We start from the raw sequence: 19,124 nt of genomic DNA on the forward strand, positions 1-19,124 counted from the left end.
GGCCGGAGTAGGGTGGCGGCGATGGCCCTCGATCTCGTCCCCGCCCTCGATGCCCCCCACCTGCTCGCGCCGCCGGTGGCGGCCGCGCTCGGGGTGCTGCCGCCCGAGATCGCGAGGTCGATCCGCGTCGCCCCGATCGACCCGACGCTCGCCGACACCGCGGCGTTCTGCGCGGCGTACGACATCCGTCTCGCCGACTCGGCGAACTGCATCGTCGTGGCCGGAAAGCGCGGCGACCGCGTCACGTATGCGGCGTGCGTCGTCCTGGCGACCACGCGAGCCGACGTCAACGGCGTCGTCCGGCGCCTCCTCGACGCCCGTCGCGCGAGCTTCGCCCCGATGGATGACGCGGTGGCGATGACCGGGATGGAGTACGGCGGAATCACCCCGCTCGGGCTCCCCGCCGATTGGCGCATCCTGGTCGACAGCCGCGTTCAGGCCGTCGGGTCCGCGATCATCGGGGCCGGCATCCGCGGCGCGAAGGTCGCGCTCCCCGGCTCGACGCTGTGCGCACTGCCCGGTGTCGACGTGATCGAAGGGCTCGCTTCCGACTGAGGGAACGCGCCCGCGACGGGCGGTGCGTGCCCACGGCGGGGCCGCCACCCCTGCTCTCATGCCCGTCTTGCGGGTACCGCCCCGCTGCCGAAGCGGACCCGCGCGGGCGGTCGGAGGGTTGGTCACCTGTTGTTCACCTGCCGGTGGGCATTCCGTCCATAGAGCACGTCTATCTTGGACGCAGCGTCCACACGGGCGTCGGAAGGATCCACGTGACCGGCACCATCGTCTTCGACCTCGACGGAACCCTCGCCCTCGGCGACGGCCCCATCGTCGCCTACGCCCACTCCCTCGCCGGGGTCGCCGGTGACGGGCTGCTCGCCCGCGCCGAGGCGGAACTCGCCTCCTTCGCAGCCGGCGGATCCGACTACCGCGACGGCTACCACGCCGTCGGGACCGTCGCCGAGGATGCCGGGGTCGCCGCCGACGACATCCGCACCGCGTACGAGACGAGTCGCCGCGTGCTCGGCACGCCCGCCGCGCCGGTGGCGCCGCCCGAGGGCATCGCCGACCTGCTGCGCGACCTGTCGAGCCGGGTCCGGCTGGTCCTGGCCACCAACGCCCCCGACGCTGGTGTGCGCGAGCTGCTGGCCGAGTGGGGGATCGCCGAGCTCTTCTCCGCCACCCACTTCACCGTCGGCAAGCCCGACGGGCTGATCGCGGTGATCCGTCATGCCCAGCAGGACGGCCCCGTGCTGTCGGTCGGCGACATCGCCGAGTTCGACCTGGCACCCGCTGCCGAGCTCGGTGCCGACACCGCCCTGGTCGGCGCGACCTGCGACTCCTCGCCGTTCCCTGCCACGATGCGCGGCCGCACGGTGACCGACCTCTCCGACGACCTCCGCGCCTGGGCCGCCGCCGCATGCGCCTCCTCCCCTGCCCACCCGACCGCCTGATTCCTCACCACCCGATCCCGAAAGGTCCGTTCCACATGCGTACTCGCCTTCTCGCCACCAGCGTCGCCGCCACGGTGCTGCTCGCCCTCGCCGGCTGCTCGACGGCCGACGCCGACACGTCCGCCGTGTCCGACACCGAGGCCGCCTGGCCCGAGTCGATCACCATCTCGCTGGTGCCCTCGGTCGAGGGCGAGGACCTCGCCGAAGCCCTCGACCCGCTGACGACCTACCTCTCCGACAACCTCGGTATCGAGGTGGAAGGCGTGGTGGCCACCGACTACGCCGCCACGGTCGAGGCCCTCGGCGCCGATCAGGCGCAGGTGATCATCACCGACGCCGGATCGCTGTACAACGCCATCGACCGCTACGACGCCGAGTTGATCCTGCGGGATGTGCGTTTCGGCGCGACCTCGTACGCCTCGGTCGCGATGACCAACAACCCCGACAAGTACTGCGACGACGAGCCGGTGATGTCGACCTACGACGCCAGCGGCATCGAGCTGTCGTACTGCAACGGCATCGAGGAAGCGGGTGCTTCGGCCACCGGCAGCGGCCCCGCAGCCATCGAGGCCTTCTCGAAGATCGACGAGGGGACCGAGGTCGCCCTGCAGGCGGCCACCTCCCCCGCCGGCTACCAGTACCCGGTCGTGACCATGCGCGAGGCAGGCATCGACACCGACGCCGACATCGCGCAGATTCCGGTCGAGGGCAACAACAACGCCGTGCTCGCGGTCGCCAACGGCGACGCCGAGGTGGGCTTCGCGTACTGGGATGCGCGCACGACGGTCACCGAAGAGGTGCCCGGCATCGCCGAGAAGGTCGTGGCGTTCGCCTACACCGACATGATCCCCAACGGGGGTGTCGCGGTGGCGCCGAGCCTGCCGGCCGACCTCGTGACCGAACTGACGACCCTCATGGACGAGTACGCCGACTCGTCGGAGGAGGCCGCGACGGTCATGTTCGACCTCGTCGGTCTGTCGGACTGGACCGCCGAGACCGCGCAGGATGAGATCGACCGCTACGGCGAGGTCCTCGCGACCTTCGCCGGCTGATCCCTTCGGGAGCACACATCACATGCGTGATCACACGCACCGCGTGGAGGTCGGGTCCGCCCCGGCCTCCACGCCGTGGTCCATCCGCCTCGCCGACGTCTCGGTCACCTACCCGAACGGAACCCGGGCGCTGAAGAACGTCTCCACCGAGATCGCCGCGGGTGAGATGGTCTCGATCGTCGGGCTGTCCGGATCCGGCAAGTCGACCCTGATCCGCACCATCAACGGTCTCGTTGAGCCGAGCGGCGGCACCGTCGCGGTCGGTCCCACGACGGTCACCGGGCTCCGCGGCCGCAGACTCCGTGAGCTCCGCGGCCATATCGGCATGATCTTCCAGGGGTTCAACCTCGCCGAGCGCACGAGCGTGTATCGCAATGTGCTCGTCGGTCGCTTCGCGCACACCCCGACCTACCGGACGATGCTCGGCCTCACCTCTGCCCGCGACCGCGATCTCGCGCTCGCCGCCCTCGACTCGGTGGGCATGCTCGAGAAGGTGTGGATGCGCGCCGGCGCGCTGTCGGGTGGTCAGAAGCAGCGGGTCGCGATCGCGCGGGCACTCACCCAGGAGCCCGCGGTCATGCTGGCCGATGAGCCGGTGGCGAGCTTGGATCCGCCCACGGCGCACGCGGTCATGGACGACCTGCGCCGCATCAACGCCGACCGGGGCCTGACCGTGCTGGTGAACATCCACCTGATGGACCTGGCGCGGCAGTACACGACCCGCATGATCGGACTGCGCAACGGGGAGCTGGTGTACGACGGACCCGCCGCCGAGGCCACCGACGCCGACTTCGAGCAGATCTACGGGCGCCCCATTCAGACCCGTGACCGCATGGGGGCCTGAGATGTCCGATACGCCGCTGCGGATCCCGCCCAAGCCGACGCAACGGGTGCGGGTGGCCCTGATCGCGCTGGCGTTCACCGCTTTCACGGTCGCCACCTGTCTTCCCGCCATCGGCGGGGTGGAGCTCGACTTCGGCGCGATCGCGAAGAACTGGCAGAACGGCGCCGACAAGGTCGCGCAGCTTCTGCAGCCGGACTTCTCGTTCGTGCCGCGCACCATCGAGCCGGTCCTCGAAACGGTGCAGATGGCGATCGTGGGAGCCGCGGCCGCCGTGGTCGTCTCGGTGCCGCTGACCTTGTGGGCGGCGCGCCCGACCAACCCGAACGGCGTCACGCGCCGGCTGGTGCGCGCGGTCATCAACGTCATCCGTGCCGTTCCCGACCTCGTCTACGCGACGATCCTCGTCGCCATGGTCGGTGTGGGGGCCCTCCCGGGCCTGCTCACGCTGTTCCTGTTCGACATCGGCATCGTCGTCAAGCTCGTCTCCGAGGCCATCGACTCGGCCGACCATCCCTATATGGAGGCCGGCCGTGCCGCCGGGGGCACGCAGAGCCAGATCAACCGCGTGACCGCGCTGCCGCAGTCGTGGCCGCTGTTCGCGAACCAGTGGCTGTACGCCCTGGAACTGAACGTCCGCATCTCCGCGATCCTCGGCATCGTCGGGGCGGGCGGTGTCGGCCGGCTGCTCGACGAGCGACGGGCGTTCTTCGCCTACGACGACGTGGCGATCATCATCCTCGAGATCCTCGTCGTCGTCATCGCGATCGAGTGGTTCTCGAACTTCCTGCGACGGAGGCTCGTATGACCCTCACCGCCCCCGCCTCTGCCACCCGGGCCGCGCTGGCCGTCCCGCCGAAACCGTCGAAGCTCGTCCCGACCCTCACGGCGGTCGTCGTCGGCGCCGTGGTGCTGCTGTCCACGGCGGGGCTGGATGTGTCGTGGGAAGACCTTCTGGCGATCCCCGGCGAGGTCTGGCACTACGGCACGCTGATGTTCGTCGACCCCAACTGGGAGAAGCTCCCGCGCGCCCTGGTCGAGACATGGCGCTCCATCTCGATGGCGTGGCTGGGCGCCATCCTGTGCGTCCTGTTCTCGATTCCCCTCGGGATGCTCGCCGCACGCGGGGTGGGACCGTCATGGGTGCGAATCCCCCTGCGCGGCCTGTTCGCGGTCATCCGGGCGGTGCCCGAGGTCGTGATCGCGCTGATCCTGCTGACCGTCACGGGGCTGACGCCCTTCACCGGCGCGCTCGCGCTGGGGCTGGCCGGCATCGGGACGCAGGGCAAATGGACGTACGAGACGATCGAATCGGTGCAGGAGGGCGCGTCGGATGCGGTGCGTGCCGCCGGCGGGAGCGCGGCCGAGATCGCCCGATGGGCCCTGTGGCCGGCTGCGGCTCCCGGACTGATGTCGTTCGCGCTGTACCGCTTCGAGATCAACATCCGCACCTCCGCCGTCCTCGGCCTCATCGGTGCCGGCGGCATCGGCAACATGCTGTCGAACTACACCAACTTCCGGGAGTGGGATACGGTCGGCATGCTCCTGATCGTCGTGGTCGCCGCGACGATGGTGATGGATGCGATCTCCGGCGCGATCCGACGCCGGATCATGGAGGGAGCGGGCACGCGTGACCTGGGCCGGATCCTCTGACGCGCCGCCGAGCGCACGCGTGGCCGCTCTGGCCCCGTCGATGCAGCCGAGCGAACGCCGGGTCGCCGAGGCGATCGCCGCCGACATCGAGTCGGCCATCGACCGGTCGGCGCAGGAGCTCGCGGAGATCGTGGGTGTGGGCCGTGCCACGGTGATCCGCACGGCGCAGACGCTCGGCTACGACGGGTATCCGCAGTTGCGCGTCGCGCTGGCTCGCGAACTGGCATCGGGTCCGGCACCGTCCGACGGTGCGGGCGACGGGTCGATGCTCGGGTCTTTGCGCGCCGAGGTGGAGGCGTTCAGCGCCCGACTTCCGCACACCGTCAGCGCCCTCACGGATGGGCAGCTCGAGGACTTCGTCGGCTCGCTCGATACCGCGAGTCGTGTGCTGGTCGCCGCCAACGGTCTGTCCGCCCCGCTCGGGCTCGACCTGGTCCTTCGCCTGACGGCCGCCGGTCGGCCCGCGGAGTACCTGCCCGATGCCCTCGGTCAGGAGATCGCGGCGCGTCAGCTCGGTGCCGCGTCGGTCTGCGTGGTGATCTCCGGATCCGGGGTGAACCGCGCGACCCTGGCCGTCATGGCGGCGGCCCGCGAGAGTGGAGCGCGCGTCCTCGCCGTGACCTCGTTCGCACGGTCGGCGGTCGCGGAGTCGGCCGACGTGGCGCTCGTGGTGCCCCCGGTGCGGGGGTCGTTCCGCGAGGAGCTGGAACACGCCTCCCGCGCCGCGCTGATGCTCGTCACGGAGTCGCTCGTGGGGCTGGTCGTGGCGCGACGGGGGGAGCAGGGGCGCGACGCGCGTTCGGCGACCCTGTCGGTGCTCGGCCACTCCCTGGACGAATGACCTTCCGTTCGCCGGCCGGGTGATGTCCCCTCGGTCGGCAGGTGAGAGGATGGGCGTCATGCGTCAGTCACGGGCACCTCGTGTCGCCCGTGGCGTCGTCGCCGCATCCGTCGCCACGTTCGTCGCCCTGCTGTCGCACGTCGCCGGTGGCGGCGCGATGCCCGGGTGGCTGGGAATCGCCGTGCCCTGGGTGCTGTCGGTGTTCGCCTGCACCCTTCTCGCCGGGCGACGGCTGTCTCTGATCCGCCTGTCGCTGTCGGTGCTGCTGAGCCAGGTGCTGTTCCACGTGCTGTTCGTGCTCGGCGCCGCCGACGCCGGCGCCGTCGCCGGTGGTCACCACCAGCACGCTGCCGTCACGCTCGCGCCCCTGTCCGAGGGGGCGACCGCCGCACTGTATGCCGATTCGGTGATGTGGGGGTGGCACCTCGTCGCGGGCGTCGTGACGGTCGTGGCCGTGTACCGGGGCGAGCGTCTCATCGCCGCGCTGGGCGGGCTGGCCGCCGAGATCACCGACTGGTTCCGTCGGGCGCTGCCCACCCCGCCCCCGTCCTCGCTTCCGGATGCGCCTCGCGCGCCGGTCTCCACCGTCGCCTCCTGGTCGGTCGACGACGCCCCTCGACTCGCGCCGCTGCGCCGCCGAGGCCCACCCGCCTTCCGAGTGCTCTGACCCTCGCCGACGCCCGCTGGCGTCGGTTCGTCCGCGCCCGGCCACGCCGGGCGGAGTACTCGCGCGCACCGCGCGCAGAAGGGCGTCGTCGATGCTCCGCATCCGCACGCGTCTCGCCACCGCGACCTTCGTGGCGAGCCTGGCGCTCGGATCGGTCTTCGTCGTCGCGGCCCCCGCGGCCGCGCACGACGAGCTGATCTCGAGCGATCCCGCCGAGGGCGACCAGCTCGCCGTCGCGCCCGAGACGGTGACCCTCACCTTCTCGGGCGAGATCCTCCCGATGGGCGCCGCCGTCGTCGTCGCCGATGCCGACGGGAACGACTGGGTCGACGGCGAACCGGAGCGGCGCGACAACGTCGTGACGGTGACGCTCACGCCAGATATGCCGGAAGCGGGATACGAGATCCGCTGGCGGGTCGTCTCCGAGGACGGACACCCGATCAGCGGGTTCGTCCCGTTCACGATCGGCGACGCGTCGCCCCTCGAGCGCGAGGCGCCATCGGCCGCCGCGGAAGGCGCCACGGACGACACCTCCGATGCGTACACGTCCGCATCGGGTCAGAGCACACAGGAAAGCGCGGGCGCCATGCGTCTCGTGCTCATCGGGGCGGGAGGCGCGGCCCTCGCGGTCGCCGCCTTCGCCCTCCTCTCCCTCATTCGCCGGCGGGGAGCCGGCACCGGCGACGCGCCGTGAGCCGTCGCCGCATCAGAAAGGACACCCTGTGAACAACACCCCCACCCGCACCGCGATCCGCCTCGGCGCCCTTCTCGCCGCGAGCGCCCTCGTGCTCGCCGGCTGCGCCTCGCCGACCGCTGAACCCGCCGCGGACACCGAGACCGCCACCCAAGCCGAGGCCTTCTCGATCAGCGACGCATGGGTCAAGGCCGCCGAGTCCGGTATGTCTGCGGCCTTCGGCGAGCTCGAGAACGCGTCCGGCGAGGACGTCGTCGTCGTCGCGGTCTCGACGGACGCGTCGCCGATGATCGAGCTGCACGAGACCGTCGCCGACGAGGCCGGCGAGATGGTCATGCAGGAGATCGACGGCGGCTTCGTCGTGCCCGCGGACGGCGCGTACACGCTGGAGCCCGGCGGCAGCCACATCATGTTGATGGGCCTCGAGGAGCCCCTCGTCGCCGGCGACGAGGTCTCCTTCACGCTGACCTTCGCGGACGACTCGACCGCCGAGTTCACCGCCCCGGTCAAGGACTACTCGGGCGCCAACGAGAACTACGTCGGCGACGACTCCGAGATGGACATGGACGAGTCGGACGACCACTCCGACCACGACCACTGATGGCCGCGCCCGACTCGGGCGGGCGCCGATCCGGCTCGACCCGGCGGCAGTTCCTCCTCGGAGGGGCTGTCGCCGGTGTCGGCGCCGCCGCAGCAATCGGCGTCGACCTCGCCCTTTCCACGAACGAATCCTCTGCCGAGCCGCCCTCGGTACCCCTCAACAGCGACGCCGTCGTACCCTTCCACGGTGCGCACCAGGCGGGTATCGACACCGACGCGCAAGCGCACGGGACCTTCGTCGCCCTCACCCTCCGGGACGACGTCGACCGCGACGGGTTGCGCCGACTCATGCGGATTCTCACCGATGATGCCGCGCGCCTGACGCAGGGTGAGCCGGCCCTCGCGGACTCCGAACCCGAGATGGCGAGCCCGCCGGCGCGCTTGACGGTGACCTTCGGCTTCGGCCCTCGGTTCGTCGCGCGCGCCGGCGGATCCGCCCCGGCCTGGCTCGCCCCGTTGCCGGCGTTCGGCATCGACCGGCTGCAACCGCAGTTCAGCGACGGTGACCTGCTCATCCAGTTCGCCGGCGACGATCCCACCACCGTCGCCCACGCGACACGGATGCTGCTGAAGGATGCTCGGAGCTTCACCGCGGTGAAGTGGATGCAGCACGGATTCCGCAGGGCATACGGCTCGGTGGCACCGGGGACGACGATGCGGAACCTCTTCGGTCAGGTCGACGGCACAGCCAATCCGACGCCGGGGACCGCCGACTTCGACACGGTGGTCTGGAACGGCGACGGGTGGATGGCCGGTGGCACGGGCATGGTCGTGCGGCGCATCCAGATGGATCTGGACACGTGGGACCGACTCGATCGTCCCGGTCGCGAGCAGTCGGTGGGTCGCTACCTGCACGACGGCGCCCCCCTCACGGGCACACAGGAGCACGACGAACCGGACTTCGAGGCGACGACGGCGATCGGGTTCCCCGTGATCCCGGAGTTCTCCCACATGCGGAGGTCGCGCCCGGACGACGCCACGCAGCGCATCTTCCGTCGTGCGTACAACTACGACGAGCCGCCCACCGGCGATCGGGTGTCGGACTCGGGGATGATCTTCGTGTCGTTCCAGGCGGACATCGACAAGCAGTTCACGCCGATCCAGCGACGGCTGGACGAATTGGACCTGCTGAACGAGTGGACCACGCCGATCGGATCGGCGGTGTTCGCCGTCCCGCCCGGCTGCGCCGACGGCGGCTACATCGGCGAGACGCTCCTCGGCTGAGTCTCCTCACCGCGTCATGCAGTCGGGGCGCGCGTCGGCTCGTCGTAAGAGGGCAGGTCGAGGGCGGGGGCGGCTCTCGCGCCGGCCCACCGCGATTCCGACGAGGACGAGCGCCGCCCCGGCGAGCTGAAGCGCGGTGAGGGTTTCGCCCGCGACCAGCGTGCCCAGGGCGATTCCCGTGACAGGGTTCAGCAGACCCACCGTCCCGACCGTCGCCGGTGCGAGACGGCGGAGTCCGGCGAACCAGCAGAGAAAGGCGACGGCGGTGGCGACCACCGCGACGAACGAGAAGGCCAGCAGGCTCGGTGCCGTCATCGGCGGCGGTGCCCCCTCGACGACGGCGGCGGCGGCGAGGAGCATCAGTCCTCCCATCGTGAGCTGCCACGCCGTCGAGGCCATGATCGGCGCATCCTCGCGCCATCGGGTGGTCAGGACGGCGCCGAGCGACGACATCGCGAGCGCGGTGAGCGAGACCGCGACGCCACGCGGGTCGACGACGCTGGTCGCCAGGCCGACGACCAGCACGACACCGATGATCCCGAGCGCGGCGCCGGTCAGGGCGGCCCCCGTGGGCCGCGCGCCGAGCAGCATCCACCCCAGGCCCGCGAGGGCGACGGGGGCGAGCGCCATGATCGAGGCCGCGAGGGAGGTCGGGAGCAACTGCGCAGCGACGTAGACGAGCACGAAGAATCCGCCGAAGTTCAGCGCACCGAGCACGGCGGCTCGCCACCAGGCCGACCCGATCGGGCGCCGGCGCGCGAACGCGAGCAGCAGGATCCCGGCGGGGAGTGCCCGCAGGGCGGCGCCCCAGAGGGGGCTGTCGGCCGGGAGGAATTCGCGGGTCACCCAGTAGGTGGCGCCCCAGCTGACCGGGGCGACGGCGGTGACCCCGATCCACCGCCATGACCATTTACCTTCCATGGAAGCTACTATAGCTTCCGTGGAAGGTATAGTGAAGGGGTGGCCCGAACGACCGACCGAGTAGACCGCATCCAAGCCCAATGGCGGCGCGAGCGACCCGACCTCGACATCTCGCCCCAGGCGGTCTTCGGTCGCCTCCACCGCCTGTCGGACGCGCTGCGGCGTGAGCTGATCGCGGGCTACGAGCAGCACGGGCTCGGGGAGGGGGACTTCGACATCCTCGCCACGCTGCGCCGGAACGGTGACCCGTTCGAACTCGCACCCGGCGAACTGGCGCGCCACACCATGGTCACCACCGGTGCGGTCACCAAACGTCTCGACCGGCTCGAGACCGCCGGCCTGGTCGCCCGGCGCACCAGCGCGTCCGATGGGCGCGGACGGGTGGTCGCCCTGACCGACGCCGGCCGACGCGTGATCGATGATGCCTTCGCCGCCCATATGCGCAACGAGCAGCGACTGCTTGCCGGCTTGGATGAGGAGGACCGCTCGCGGCTGGAGGATCTCCTCCGGCGGTGGTTGCACGCGATCGGCCAGGATTGAGGCCGGCCAGACGGGTGTGGAGCACCCCCTCAGGGCCGACGACCTAAACTGGAGGCATCCCGTCCTGCCGCCAGGACCCCCTCCACAGGAATCATCGTGACCGCAACCCCGTCTCCGCGCGCCTTCGAGGTGCGCCACGTGCAGGTCGCCCGCGCCGTCTTCGCGGCGATTGCCGCGGTGATGATCACCTTCTCGAGCGACCACTCCGCCGCCGTGGGACTCGCCGTCTTCAGCGGCTTCACCCTCGCGACGGCGCTGGTGCACCTGGCCGCCGCCTGGCTGGTCTACCCGGCGGGCTCCCGGTGGCCCTCGGTGCTGCTCGGCCTGCTCTGCGCCGCCGCCGGCATGGCCGCGGGCATCCCGCCGTGGCGGTCCACGGCCCTGTTCTTCGTCGTCGTGATCGCCTGGGCGGTGCTGACCGGCCTGGTCGAGCTCATCGCCGGCATCCGCGCCCACCGCACCGACGGCGCCGGCATCCCCAGCCGCACCGAGGCGCGGGATGCGCTGGTCACCGGCGCGATCACCCTCGTCTTCGCGGTGGCGACCGTGCTGGTCTCGCCCGACTACTCCCTCACCTACACGATCGACGAAGCCGGAACGTTCGAGCTGACCGGCACCATCATCGCCGTCGGCGTGCTGGGCTTCTACACCGCCATCGTTGCGGTGCACCTCGGGATCGCCGGGGCGAGCCCCCGCCCGAAGAGCGCACCGGCCGAGGCGACCGAGACGGCCGATGACTCCCGTGCCGCCGAGCAGAAGGGCGCTGACGCGTGACTGACAAGCCGACTCGCCGTGACCTGCTCAAGCCGGTCCAACTCCTCGGGCTCGCCTTCGTCGCCGCCGCCTTCGCGGGGGGCGTCGCCCTCGTGTCGATGGGCTTCTTCCAGGCCCTCCCGGCCGAAGACCATCAGCGCGCGATCGTCGTCGCCCTCGTCGTCGCCGGCGTCAGCTTCATCGCGACGTTGCTGATCGTCGCTCTGCTGCTCCTGGCCGTGGACCCCGCCGAGATGGACAAGCCCGTCGACCGTCCCGTCCTCCTCCCGGCGGAGCCGGACGCACCCGAGCCCGACAAGCCCTCCGCGTCCTGATCGCGTCCCGCGCGCATCCGCCGGCCGCGCCGAGCGTGCGCCGCCCGATCCCGCGGCCCGGGCGGCGGCCCGGGGTCAGCGCGACGCGACGACGTCGACGAGGGATGACGCCAGGCCGGTGTAGCCGCCCGGGGTGAGCGCGATGAGCCGCTCCTTCGCGTCGTCGCCGATGTCGAGTCCGCGCACGAACTCGGCCAGTTCGGCCGCGCCCACGCGGCGACCGCGGGTGAGTTCCTTCAGCAGCGCGTACGGGTCGGAGATCTGCGAGCGGCCGGCGGTGATCTCGGCGCGAACGACGGTCTGAATCGCCTCGGCCAGCACCTCCCAGTTCGCGTCGAGGTCGGCATCCAGCACATGCTGCGACAGCGAGATCTCGCCGAGGCCGCGCTCGAGGTTGTCCAGCGCCAGCAGCGAGTGACCGAACGCGACGCCGATGTTGCGCTGCGTCGTCGAGTCGGTCAGATCGCGCTGCATGCGGCTGGTCACGAGCGTCTGGGCGAGGGTGCCGAACAGGCCACCGGCGATCTCGAGATTCGCCTCGGCGTTCTCGAACCGGATCGGGTTGATCTTGTGCGGCATGGTGGATGACCCCGTCGCACCGGCCACCGGGATCTGCGCGAAGAACCCGAGCGAGATGTAGGTCCACACGTCCGTGGCGAGGTTGTGCAGGATGCCGCCGGCATGACGCACCCGGTCGTAGAGCTCGACCTGCCAGTCGTGCGATTCGATCTGGGTGGTGAGGACGTTGAATCCGATGTCGAGCCCCTCGATGAACGAGCGGGACAGCTCCGGCCAGTCGACATCCGGCTGCGCCGCCAGGTGCGCCGACCACGTCCCGGTGGCGCCGGAGAACTTCGCGAGGAAATCCCCACCCTCGATCTGATCGGCCACTCGCTGCAGACGCCAGGCGAACACGGCGAGCTCCTTGCCCATCGTCGACGGCGTGGCCGGCTGGCCGTGCGTGCGCGACAGCATCGCCGCGTCGCGGTGCTCGACGGCGAGGGTCTCGAGCGTTGCGATCACCGTGCGAAGCTTCGGCAACCACACCTGCGTCACGGCGCGCTGCACGGTGAGGGCGTATGCGGTCGAGTTGATGTCTTCGCTGGTGCACGCGAAGTGGGTCAGCTCGGCGATGCCGGCCAGGCCGAGGCGCTCGAGGCGGTCGCGGACGAGGTACTCGACGGCTTTGACGTCGTGGCGCGTCACCCGCTCCTTCTCGCCGAGCCACGCGATCTCGTCCGCACCGAAGTCGCGGTAGAGCGCGCGAAGGCCGGCCTTGTCATCGTCGTCGAGGGGCGAGGTGCCGAACAGCGATCGGTCGGTGAGCGCGATGAGCCATTCGACCTCGACCTCGACGCGAGCTCGGTTCAGGCCCGCCTCGGAGAGGAAGTCGGACAGCGGTGCGACGGCGGCGCGGTAGCGGCCGTCGAGCGGGCTGAGGGGCTGGTCGGGCAGAGAGGACACCGGAGACTCCCGTCGTCGCGCGTGAGGCGACCGGTGTCAGTGCACCGGTCGGATGGCGGGTTCGAGCTGCCGGAAGAGCGCCCGGCTCGCACCCTCGATCATAGTCAGCACGTCGTCGAACATCGGGGGACCCCCGTAGTACGGGTCCGGGACGTCGAGCGTGTGCGCATCGGCCTCGAACGACATCAGCAGCGCCAGCTTGTCGGTGTCGCCCTCGCTCAGGGCCCACTCGTGGAGGATGCGCTCGTGGCTGCGGTCCAGCGCGACGATGAGGTCGTTGCGCTCGAAGTCCTCGCGGGTGAACTGGCGCGCGCGGTGCTTGGACCCGTCGTACCCCTTCCGTTCGAGGGCGTCGAGGGTGCGGTGGTCGGCCTGTTCCCCGACATGCCACTCCCCCGTGCCCGCGCTCGTCGAGACCACACGATCACTCAGCCCGGCCTGCTCCGCGAACCAGCGGAACACGACGTCGGCCATGGGGGAACGGCAGATGTTGCCGGTGCAGACGAAGACGACGCGGAACGGTTCGGTCACGTTCGCGCTCATGGCTCCCATTGTGCGTGCACGACTCGCCCTCCGCGCAAGAGGCGGATACCGGCATCCGCTTCTCCTCCTCCCCATCGGCCGGGCGGGGCGTGGTTGTCCGCAGACGGCCCGGGCGCGGAACCGGGCGCGCTCCCGCGCATCCACGGTGGAGTCATGACGAGCATGATCCTCTCCCCCGCGCTCGTCGCCGGCGCGGCCCAGGTCGAAGCCGCGGAACGCGCCGAGCGGCGGTTGGCGCTGGCCGTGGACCGTCTGCGACAGGTCGAGACCGATGCCTTTCGCCTCGCAGAGGAGACGTCGTGGCGTTCGCGTGGCGGTGAGGGTTTCCGCGGCGCGGCGGAACGGTGGTGCGACGACGTCGCGGGCGGGGCGGCCCAGGTCGAAGCGCTCCGCTACGAGGTCGGTGCGCAGGCGTCCCGCCTGCATGAGGCGTCGGAGCGTGGATGAGCGACGACCTCGACATCTCGGCCGGCGGCGCGGTCGCCGTCGACACCGAGACCCTCCGCGACGCCGCGCGCGGCTTCGACCGGCTCGGTGCCGAACTCGACGACGTCGTCGCGCTGCTCGTCTCGGCCGGTGGCGATCTGGCGGCGGGGCCCGCGACCTCGCAGCGCATCGCGTACGACATCGACGTGGTGCACGCGCAGACGGGCGAGCGCGCGCAGGGTGCGCGGGAGGTGGCGGCGCGGCTGCGCGAGGCCGCGGCGATCTACGAGACGGTCGAACTCTGGGCCGAGCGTCGTGCCGCCCAGCTCGCCGGGAACGACAGCGCGGTGGGGTTGATCGAGCGGCGGATACGCGCGCTGCACGGCGATCATCCCGAGGCCGCGTTCAGCGCGGCGCTCCTCGTCGCCCGCCACACCCTCCTGTGGCCGAGTGACATGATCACCCAGGGCCAGACGACCGGCGCGCTGCTCAGCCCGTATGCCGCGGCGGGGATCCTTCTCGGCACCCTCACCCACGGCCTCCGCGGCGCGGGGTTCGGCCGTGTGCCGGCCGGGGCGGGGCTGAGCGGTCCGCCCTCGGCGGTGACGGTGCACCGCCTCTCCCCCACCGGTGGGCCCGTCGGCGCGCCGCGGTCGTTCGCCGACCTCGCCTCGCGTATGCCCGCCGGATCGGCCCAGGTGCGCATCGAGAAGTACACCTTCGCAGGCAGGCCGGCACAGTATGTCGTGTACGTCGCCGGAACCCGCTCGGCGGCGCTCGGGGGCACGCAGCCGTTCGACAATCGCTCGAACCTCCAGCTCTACAGCGGGCGGCGCTCGGCCTCGTACGATGCCACGGTCGCCGCGATGGCCGACGCGGGCATCCGACCCGGCGACATCGTGCACACCGCCGCGCACTCGCAGGCGGCGATGATCATTTCGCACCTCGCCCTGGACGGGGCCTACGACACGCGGACCCTCGTCACGTTCGGCTCCCCCGTGCACGCCGCCGTCGGCGACGATGTGCTGGCGGTGACGGTGCGGCACACCGACGATCCCGTGGCGGCCCTTTCCGGCGGTGGGCACGCGCAGGAGGTCGGGGCTCCCGGGAGCTTCGTCGTGGAGCGCAGTGCCGACCCGGACGCGGGCCTCGACGACGTCACGATGCCCGCACACGACATGGCGGCGTATGTCGAGACGGCGGCACCCGTCGACGGCAGCGACGACCCGCGCGTGGACGGTGTGCACGACCTCGTCGACATGCTCGCCGAGGCGGATGCCGTGGAGGTGTTCGAGTACAGCGCCCATCGGCGGGCGGAGCGTTCCGGCGGCGGGGGTGGGAGCTGACCCGCGCGCTGTCGGCGGGGGATCAGCGCTTGTCGCTCGGGCGCAGGATGATGCCGGCGATCCAGTTGATGAGCGAGATCACGATGGCAGCGACAACGCCCCACCAGAAGTCCTCGACGCGCAGCCCGAAGTTCCAGAATCCGGTGATCCACGCCGTCAGCCACAGCAGGAAGCCGTTGATGACCAGGCCGATCAGCCCCAGGGTGAGGATGTAGATCGGGAAGGCGAGCACCTTGATCACCGTGCCGATGATGGTGTTCACCAGTGCGAACACGGCCGCGACCAGCAGCAGCGTCAGCACGAGCTGAAGGGTCTCGCCAGGCTCGAAGGCGATCACGCTCACGCCCAGGGCGGGGATGAGGGTCACGATCCAGATGGCGAACGCGTTGACGACGACTCGAAGCAGGAAGCCCATAGTGTGCCCAGTCTCCCACGTGCGCGCCCCCGCTCGACAGGGCGCGGGCTCTAGACTCGGGCCGTGACCGACGCCTCCGACATCCCCGTCCGCGTCCGCGCCGAGATCGCCGCGCTCCCGCCCTACAAGCAGGGGCGGCAGGCCGGCGCCGACGCATACAAGCTCTCGAGCAACGAGAACCCGTTCGACCCGCTGCCCGGCGTCGTGGAGGTCCTGCGCGAATCGGTCGGCGTGAACCGCTACCCGGATGCCGCGGCCACCCTGCTGCGCGAGCGCCTCGCGGCGCGCTACGACGTGGATGTCTCGCGCGTGCACATCGGCGCCGGGAGCGTGTCGATCCTCGCCCAGCTCGTGCAGGCCGTCTCGACACCCGGCGATGAGGTGATCTACGCGTGGCGCTCGTTCGAGGCCTATCCCTGGCTGACCGTCCTCGCCGGAGCGACCGGCGTGCAGGTGCCGCTCACCGATGACGCCCGGCACGATCTCGACGCCATGGCCGATGCGGTCAGCCCGCGCACGCGCGCGGTCATCGTCTGCTCGCCGAACAACCCCACCGGACCGATCGTGACACAGGCCGATTTCGATGCCTTCGTCGCCCGGGTCCCCGACGATCTGCTGATCATCCTCGACGAGGCCTACGCCGAGTTCGTCACCGATCCCGACGCGGTCGACGGCACCCGCATCCTCGCCGCGGAGCGACCCAACGTCGTCGTCCTGCGGACGTTCTCGAAGGCGTTCGGGCTGGCCGGCCTCCGCGTCGGCTACGCCCTCGGGCACGCGCGGGTCCTGGATGCGGCGCGCAGCACCGCGATCCCGCTTTCGGTGACGGGGCAATCGGAGGTCGCGGCGATCGCGAGCCTCGAGCTCGAGGACGAGCTGCGCGAACGCGTGGCCGTGATCGCCGAGCGGCGCGATCGCCTGGCCGCGGCGCTTCGCGAGACCGGCTGGCGCGTGCCGCAGGCGCAGGGGAACTTCGTGTGGCTGCCGGCCGGAGCGGATTCGGTCTCGATCGCGACGGCGTTCGAGGACGCCGGGCTCATCGTGCGGCCCTTCGCCGGTGACGGCATCCGGATCTCCGTCGGAGAAGAGGAATCTGTCGAGAAGGTCCTACGCATCGCCGCATCCGTTGTCGAGGATCTCCCAGCGGGCCACCCCGGGCGGCGGGCTAGCGTAGAACGGTGACCACGCCCGAAGCGCCTGCACACGGCTCGTCCGAACACCCCGACGTCGTGCGTCTGCTCGACGCCGGCGGATCGTTCGCCCCGAGCGCCGCCGCCGAGGAGTACCTCCCCTACGTCGAGGCTCTCGCCGACGCCGATCTCGAGACGTTCTACCGAGACATGGCCGTCATCCGCGCTTTCGATCAGCAGGCCACGCACCTGCAGCGCCAGGGGCAGCTGGCCCTGTGGCCCCCGAGCTTCGGGCAGGAGGCCGCTCAAGTCGGTTCGGCGCGCGCCGCGCGCCCGCAGGACCACCTCTTCCCGTCCTACCGGGAGCATGCCGTCTGCCGCATACGCGGCGTCGATCCCGTCGACATCATCCGCCTCATGCGCGGGCTCACCCACGGCGGTTGGGATCCCACCGACCCCAAGAACGGCAACACCCACATCTACACGCTCGTCCTCGGTGCGCAGACCCTCCACGCGACCGGCCTCGGCATGGGGATGGTCTTCGACGGGAAGTGCGGCACCGGCGACCCCGAACGCGACGAAGCGGTCATGGTGTACTACGGCGACGGCGCCTCCAGCCAGGGGGACGTGCACGAGGCGATGGTCTTCGCGGCGAGCTACGGCGCCCCGGAGGTGTTCTTCCTGCAGAACAACCACTGGGCGATCTCCGTGCCGGTGGCCACCCAGTCGCGCGCACCGCTGGTCCGACGCGGAACCGGCTACGGCATCCCCAGCGTGCAGGTCGACGGCAACGATGTTCTCGCCAGCTACGCCGTGACACGGAAAGCCCTCGACGAGGCACGCGGCGGTGCCGGCCCCCGTGCGATCGAAGCGCTCACCTACCGGATGGGTGCGCACACCACCAGCGACGACCCGACCAAGTACCGCACCTCGGACGAAGAGCAATCGTGGGCTCGCCGCGACCCGATCGCCCGCATGCGCGCGTATCTCCAAGGGCGCGGCGCCTCGGACGCCTTCTTCGCCGACGTCGACGACGAGGCGAAGAGCGTCGCGGACGACACCCGCGTGCGCACGAATGCCCTGGGCGGCATAGAGGCGGATTCGATGTTCACCCACGTCTATTCGGCCGACCATCCGGTGATCGCCGAGCAACGCGAATGGCTCGCCGCCTACGAGGCCTCGTTCCAGGGAGGCGACCGATGAGCGCCGATATCGCCACCGCTGCGGCGTCCGCCGACGCACCCACGACGGCGACGATGCCGATCGCCAAGGCGCTCAACGCCGGACTGCGCGCGGCGATGAGCGCCAGTGACCGGGTCCTGCTCATGGGCGAGGACATCGGACGCCTGGGTGGTGTGTTCCGCGTCACCGAGGGGCTGCAGGCGGAGTTCGGCGAGCGTCGGGTGCTCGACACCCCGCTCGCGGAATCCGGCATCGTCGGCACCGCGATCGGACTGGCCATGGGCGGGTTCCGCCCCGTGATCGAGATCCAGTTCGACGGCTTCGTCTTCCCCGCCTTCGACCAGATCACCACGCAGTTGGCGAAGATCACCAATCGTCACGAGGGTGCCGTGCAGATGCCCGTCGTGATCCGCATCCCGTACGGCGGTCATATCGGGGCGGTCGAGCACCATCAGGAGTCGCCCGAGACCTACTTCGCCCACACCCCCGGACTGCGGGTGGTGAGTCCGTCGACGCCGAATGACGCCTACTGGATGATCCAGGAGGCGATCGCCTCGCCCGACCCCGTGGTCTTCCTCGAACCGAAGGCGCGGTACTGGCAGAAGGGCGAGGTCGACCTTGCGGCGCCCGCGGTGCCGTTGCACGCCTCGCGCGTGGTCCGGCGGGGGACCGACGTCACGCTCGTCGGCCACGGGGCGATGGTCACGACGCTTCTGCAGGCCGCCGCGCTCGCCGAGTCGGAAGGCACGAGCTGCGAGGTCGTCGACCTGCGCTCGCTGTCGCCCGTGGACTACGGCCCGCTCCTGGAGTCGGTGCGGCGCACCGGTCGCATGGTCTATGCGCAGGAAGCCCCCGGCTTCGTGAGCCTCGGATCGGAGATCGCCGCGACCGTCACCGAGAAGGCGTTCTACGCGCTCGAGGCCCCGGTCCTCCGCGTCTCGGGGTTCGACACGCCCTTCCCGGCCGCCAAGCTCGAGGGCGTCTACCTGCCCGATCCGGACCGCATCCTCGAGGCCGTCGACCGCGCCCTCGCCTACTGACACCCC

The 19,124-nt window shown here is 70.9% G+C and carries 23 protein-coding genes; 19 read left to right on the top strand and 4 right to left on the bottom strand.

What is annotated here, in order from left to right; translation table 11 throughout:
• Window positions 1-21 precede the first annotated feature (21 nt).
• The 11 genes from RZO50_RS04625 (at window position 22) to RZO50_RS04675 (ending at window position 9,023) form a co-directional block, all read left to right on the top strand.
• Window positions 22-555, top strand: coding sequence for a YbaK/EbsC family protein (locus RZO50_RS04625; protein ID WP_322598504.1), 534 nt, complete (start codon window positions 22-24; stop codon window positions 553-555).
• 212 nt (window positions 556-767) lie between these two features.
• Entirely contained in the window at window positions 768-1,451 is a 684-nt protein-coding gene (locus RZO50_RS04630; RefSeq protein ID WP_322598505.1) for an HAD family hydrolase, read from the top strand.
• A gap of 35 nt (window positions 1,452-1,486) precedes the next feature.
• Window positions 1,487-2,503 carry a phosphate/phosphite/phosphonate ABC transporter substrate-binding protein gene (gene phnD, locus RZO50_RS04635; RefSeq protein WP_322598506.1) on the top strand — a complete coding sequence of 339 codons (1,017 nt, stop codon included), beginning with the start codon at window positions 1,487-1,489 and terminating at the stop codon, window positions 2,501-2,503.
• A 22-nt stretch (window positions 2,504-2,525) separates the two neighbouring features.
• Window positions 2,526-3,347, top strand: coding sequence for a phosphonate ABC transporter ATP-binding protein (phnC, locus tag RZO50_RS04640; protein ID WP_322598507.1), 822 nt, complete (start codon window positions 2,526-2,528; stop codon window positions 3,345-3,347).
• A gap of 1 nt (window position 3,348) precedes the next feature.
• A complete protein-coding gene (gene phnE / locus RZO50_RS04645) occupies window positions 3,349-4,152 on the top strand; it encodes a phosphonate ABC transporter, permease protein PhnE (RefSeq protein WP_322598508.1) in 804 nt (267 codons plus the stop codon).
• Complete coding sequence (gene phnE / locus RZO50_RS04650) at window positions 4,149-4,997, top strand: phosphonate ABC transporter, permease protein PhnE (RefSeq protein WP_322598509.1); 849 nt, start codon at window positions 4,149-4,151, stop codon at window positions 4,995-4,997. Before phnE (RZO50_RS04645) ends, phnE (RZO50_RS04650) begins: the two co-directional genes overlap by 4 nt.
• Window positions 4,975-5,838, top strand: coding sequence for a MurR/RpiR family transcriptional regulator (locus RZO50_RS04655; protein ID WP_322598510.1), 864 nt, complete (start codon window positions 4,975-4,977; stop codon window positions 5,836-5,838). The genes phnE (RZO50_RS04650) and RZO50_RS04655 overlap by 23 nt, the downstream gene beginning before the upstream one ends.
• Before the next feature lie 58 nt (window positions 5,839-5,896).
• Window positions 5,897-6,505: a hypothetical protein gene (locus RZO50_RS04660; protein WP_322598511.1), complete on the top strand. Its 609-nt coding sequence runs from the start codon at window positions 5,897-5,899 to the stop codon at window positions 6,503-6,505.
• Between the two features lie 91 nt (window positions 6,506-6,596).
• Complete coding sequence (locus RZO50_RS04665; RefSeq protein ID WP_322598512.1) at window positions 6,597-7,199, top strand: copper resistance CopC family protein; 603 nt, start codon at window positions 6,597-6,599, stop codon at window positions 7,197-7,199.
• A 28-nt stretch (window positions 7,200-7,227) separates the two neighbouring features.
• Entirely contained in the window at window positions 7,228-7,800 is a 573-nt protein-coding gene (locus RZO50_RS04670) for a copper chaperone PCu(A)C (RefSeq protein WP_322598513.1), read from the top strand.
• Window positions 7,800-9,023 carry a Dyp-type peroxidase gene (locus tag RZO50_RS04675; protein ID WP_322598514.1) on the top strand — a complete coding sequence of 408 codons (1,224 nt, stop codon included), beginning with the start codon at window positions 7,800-7,802 and terminating at the stop codon, window positions 9,021-9,023. Before RZO50_RS04670 ends, RZO50_RS04675 begins: the two co-directional genes overlap by 1 nt.
• A 6-nt stretch (window positions 9,024-9,029) precedes the next feature.
• Here RZO50_RS04675 and RZO50_RS04680 read toward each other — a convergent pair whose 3' ends face one another.
• Window positions 9,030-9,944: a DMT family transporter gene (locus tag RZO50_RS04680; protein ID WP_322598515.1), complete on the bottom strand. Its 915-nt coding sequence runs from the start codon at window positions 9,942-9,944 to the stop codon at window positions 9,030-9,032.
• Window positions 9,945-9,983: 39 nt separating this feature from the next.
• Between RZO50_RS04680 and RZO50_RS04685 the strand changes: the two genes are divergently transcribed.
• The 3 genes from RZO50_RS04685 to RZO50_RS04695 all read left to right on the top strand — a co-directional run bounded on the left by RZO50_RS04685 (window position 9,984) and on the right by RZO50_RS04695 (window position 11,572).
• Window positions 9,984-10,484, top strand: coding sequence for a MarR family winged helix-turn-helix transcriptional regulator (locus RZO50_RS04685; protein WP_322598516.1), 501 nt, complete (start codon window positions 9,984-9,986; stop codon window positions 10,482-10,484).
• 96 nt (window positions 10,485-10,580) lie between these two features.
• Window positions 10,581-11,258 carry an acyl-CoA synthetase gene (locus RZO50_RS04690; protein ID WP_322598517.1) on the top strand — a complete coding sequence of 226 codons (678 nt, stop codon included), beginning with the start codon at window positions 10,581-10,583 and terminating at the stop codon, window positions 11,256-11,258.
• Window positions 11,255-11,572: an amino acid transporter gene (locus RZO50_RS04695; protein WP_322598518.1), complete on the top strand. Its 318-nt coding sequence runs from the start codon at window positions 11,255-11,257 to the stop codon at window positions 11,570-11,572. Before RZO50_RS04690 ends, RZO50_RS04695 begins: the two co-directional genes overlap by 4 nt.
• A 75-nt stretch (window positions 11,573-11,647) precedes the next feature.
• Here the strand turns inward: RZO50_RS04695 and purB are convergent, their stop codons facing one another.
• Both purB and RZO50_RS04705 read right to left on the bottom strand, forming a co-directional pair.
• Window positions 11,648-13,036, bottom strand: coding sequence for an adenylosuccinate lyase (purB, locus tag RZO50_RS04700; protein ID WP_322598519.1), 1,389 nt, complete (start codon window positions 13,034-13,036; stop codon window positions 11,648-11,650).
• 36 nt (window positions 13,037-13,072) lie between these two features.
• Window positions 13,073-13,579, bottom strand: a complete 507-nt coding sequence (locus RZO50_RS04705; RefSeq protein ID WP_322598520.1) for a low molecular weight protein-tyrosine-phosphatase — start codon at window positions 13,577-13,579, stop codon at window positions 13,073-13,075.
• 153 nt (window positions 13,580-13,732) lie between these two features.
• Here RZO50_RS04705 and RZO50_RS04710 point away from each other — a divergent pair, with 153 nt between their 5' ends.
• Window positions 13,733-14,026, top strand: coding sequence for a hypothetical protein (locus RZO50_RS04710; protein WP_322598521.1), 294 nt, complete (start codon window positions 13,733-13,735; stop codon window positions 14,024-14,026).
• A complete protein-coding gene (locus RZO50_RS04715) occupies window positions 14,023-15,351 on the top strand; it encodes a hypothetical protein (RefSeq protein WP_322598522.1) in 1,329 nt (442 codons plus the stop codon). The genes RZO50_RS04710 and RZO50_RS04715 overlap by 4 nt, the downstream gene beginning before the upstream one ends.
• 22 nt (window positions 15,352-15,373) lie before the next feature.
• Here the strand turns inward: RZO50_RS04715 and RZO50_RS04720 are convergent, their stop codons facing one another.
• Window positions 15,374-15,766 (bottom strand): phage holin family protein, encoded by a 393-nt coding sequence (locus RZO50_RS04720; protein ID WP_322598523.1) that lies wholly within the window; start codon window positions 15,764-15,766, stop codon window positions 15,374-15,376.
• A gap of 63 nt (window positions 15,767-15,829) precedes the next feature.
• Here RZO50_RS04720 and RZO50_RS04725 point away from each other — a divergent pair, with 63 nt between their 5' ends.
• The 3 genes from RZO50_RS04725 to RZO50_RS04735 are packed head-to-tail and all read left to right on the top strand — an operon-like array spanning window position 15,830 to window position 19,118.
• On the top strand, window positions 15,830-16,948 hold the full coding sequence (locus RZO50_RS04725; protein WP_322598524.1) for a histidinol-phosphate transaminase: 1,119 nt from the start codon (window positions 15,830-15,832) through the stop codon (window positions 16,946-16,948).
• Window positions 16,945-18,099, top strand: a complete 1,155-nt coding sequence (locus tag RZO50_RS04730; RefSeq protein ID WP_322598525.1) for a thiamine pyrophosphate-dependent dehydrogenase E1 component subunit alpha — start codon at window positions 16,945-16,947, stop codon at window positions 18,097-18,099. Before RZO50_RS04725 ends, RZO50_RS04730 begins: the two co-directional genes overlap by 4 nt.
• Window positions 18,096-19,118, top strand: coding sequence for an alpha-ketoacid dehydrogenase subunit beta (locus tag RZO50_RS04735; RefSeq protein ID WP_322598526.1), 1,023 nt, complete (start codon window positions 18,096-18,098; stop codon window positions 19,116-19,118). The genes RZO50_RS04730 and RZO50_RS04735 overlap by 4 nt, the downstream gene beginning before the upstream one ends.
• Window positions 19,119-19,124: the final 6 nt, after the last annotated feature.

This window comes from Microbacterium xanthum, assembly GCF_034531355.1.
GTDB classification, from domain to species: Bacteria; Actinomycetota; Actinomycetes; order Actinomycetales; family Microbacteriaceae; genus Microbacterium; species Microbacterium xanthum.

Coding starts and splice junctions, on each gene's coding strand:
- RZO50_RS04625 (WP_322598504.1), top strand. CDS start 22: ATGGCCCTCGATCTCGTCCCCGCCCTCGATGCCCCCCACCTGCTCGCG.
- phnD (WP_322598506.1), top strand. CDS start 1,487: ATGCGTACTCGCCTTCTCGCCACCAGCGTCGCCGCCACGGTGCTGCTC.
- phnC (WP_322598507.1), top strand. CDS start 2,526: ATGCGTGATCACACGCACCGCGTGGAGGTCGGGTCCGCCCCGGCCTCC.
- phnE (WP_322598508.1), top strand. CDS start 3,349: ATGTCCGATACGCCGCTGCGGATCCCGCCCAAGCCGACGCAACGGGTG.
- phnE (WP_322598509.1), top strand. CDS start 4,149: ATGACCCTCACCGCCCCCGCCTCTGCCACCCGGGCCGCGCTGGCCGTC.
- RZO50_RS04660 (WP_322598511.1), top strand. CDS start 5,897: ATGCGTCAGTCACGGGCACCTCGTGTCGCCCGTGGCGTCGTCGCCGCA.
- RZO50_RS04665 (WP_322598512.1), top strand. CDS start 6,597: ATGCTCCGCATCCGCACGCGTCTCGCCACCGCGACCTTCGTGGCGAGC.
- RZO50_RS04675 (WP_322598514.1), top strand. CDS start 7,800: ATGGCCGCGCCCGACTCGGGCGGGCGCCGATCCGGCTCGACCCGGCGG.
- RZO50_RS04680 (WP_322598515.1), bottom strand. CDS start 9,944: ATGGAAGGTAAATGGTCATGGCGGTGGATCGGGGTCACCGCCGTCGCC.
- RZO50_RS04705 (WP_322598520.1), bottom strand. CDS start 13,579: ATGAGCGCGAACGTGACCGAACCGTTCCGCGTCGTCTTCGTCTGCACC.
- RZO50_RS04710 (WP_322598521.1), top strand. CDS start 13,733: ATGACGAGCATGATCCTCTCCCCCGCGCTCGTCGCCGGCGCGGCCCAG.
- RZO50_RS04715 (WP_322598522.1), top strand. CDS start 14,023: ATGAGCGACGACCTCGACATCTCGGCCGGCGGCGCGGTCGCCGTCGAC.
- RZO50_RS04720 (WP_322598523.1), bottom strand. CDS start 15,766: ATGGGCTTCCTGCTTCGAGTCGTCGTCAACGCGTTCGCCATCTGGATC.
- RZO50_RS04735 (WP_322598526.1), top strand. CDS start 18,096: ATGAGCGCCGATATCGCCACCGCTGCGGCGTCCGCCGACGCACCCACG.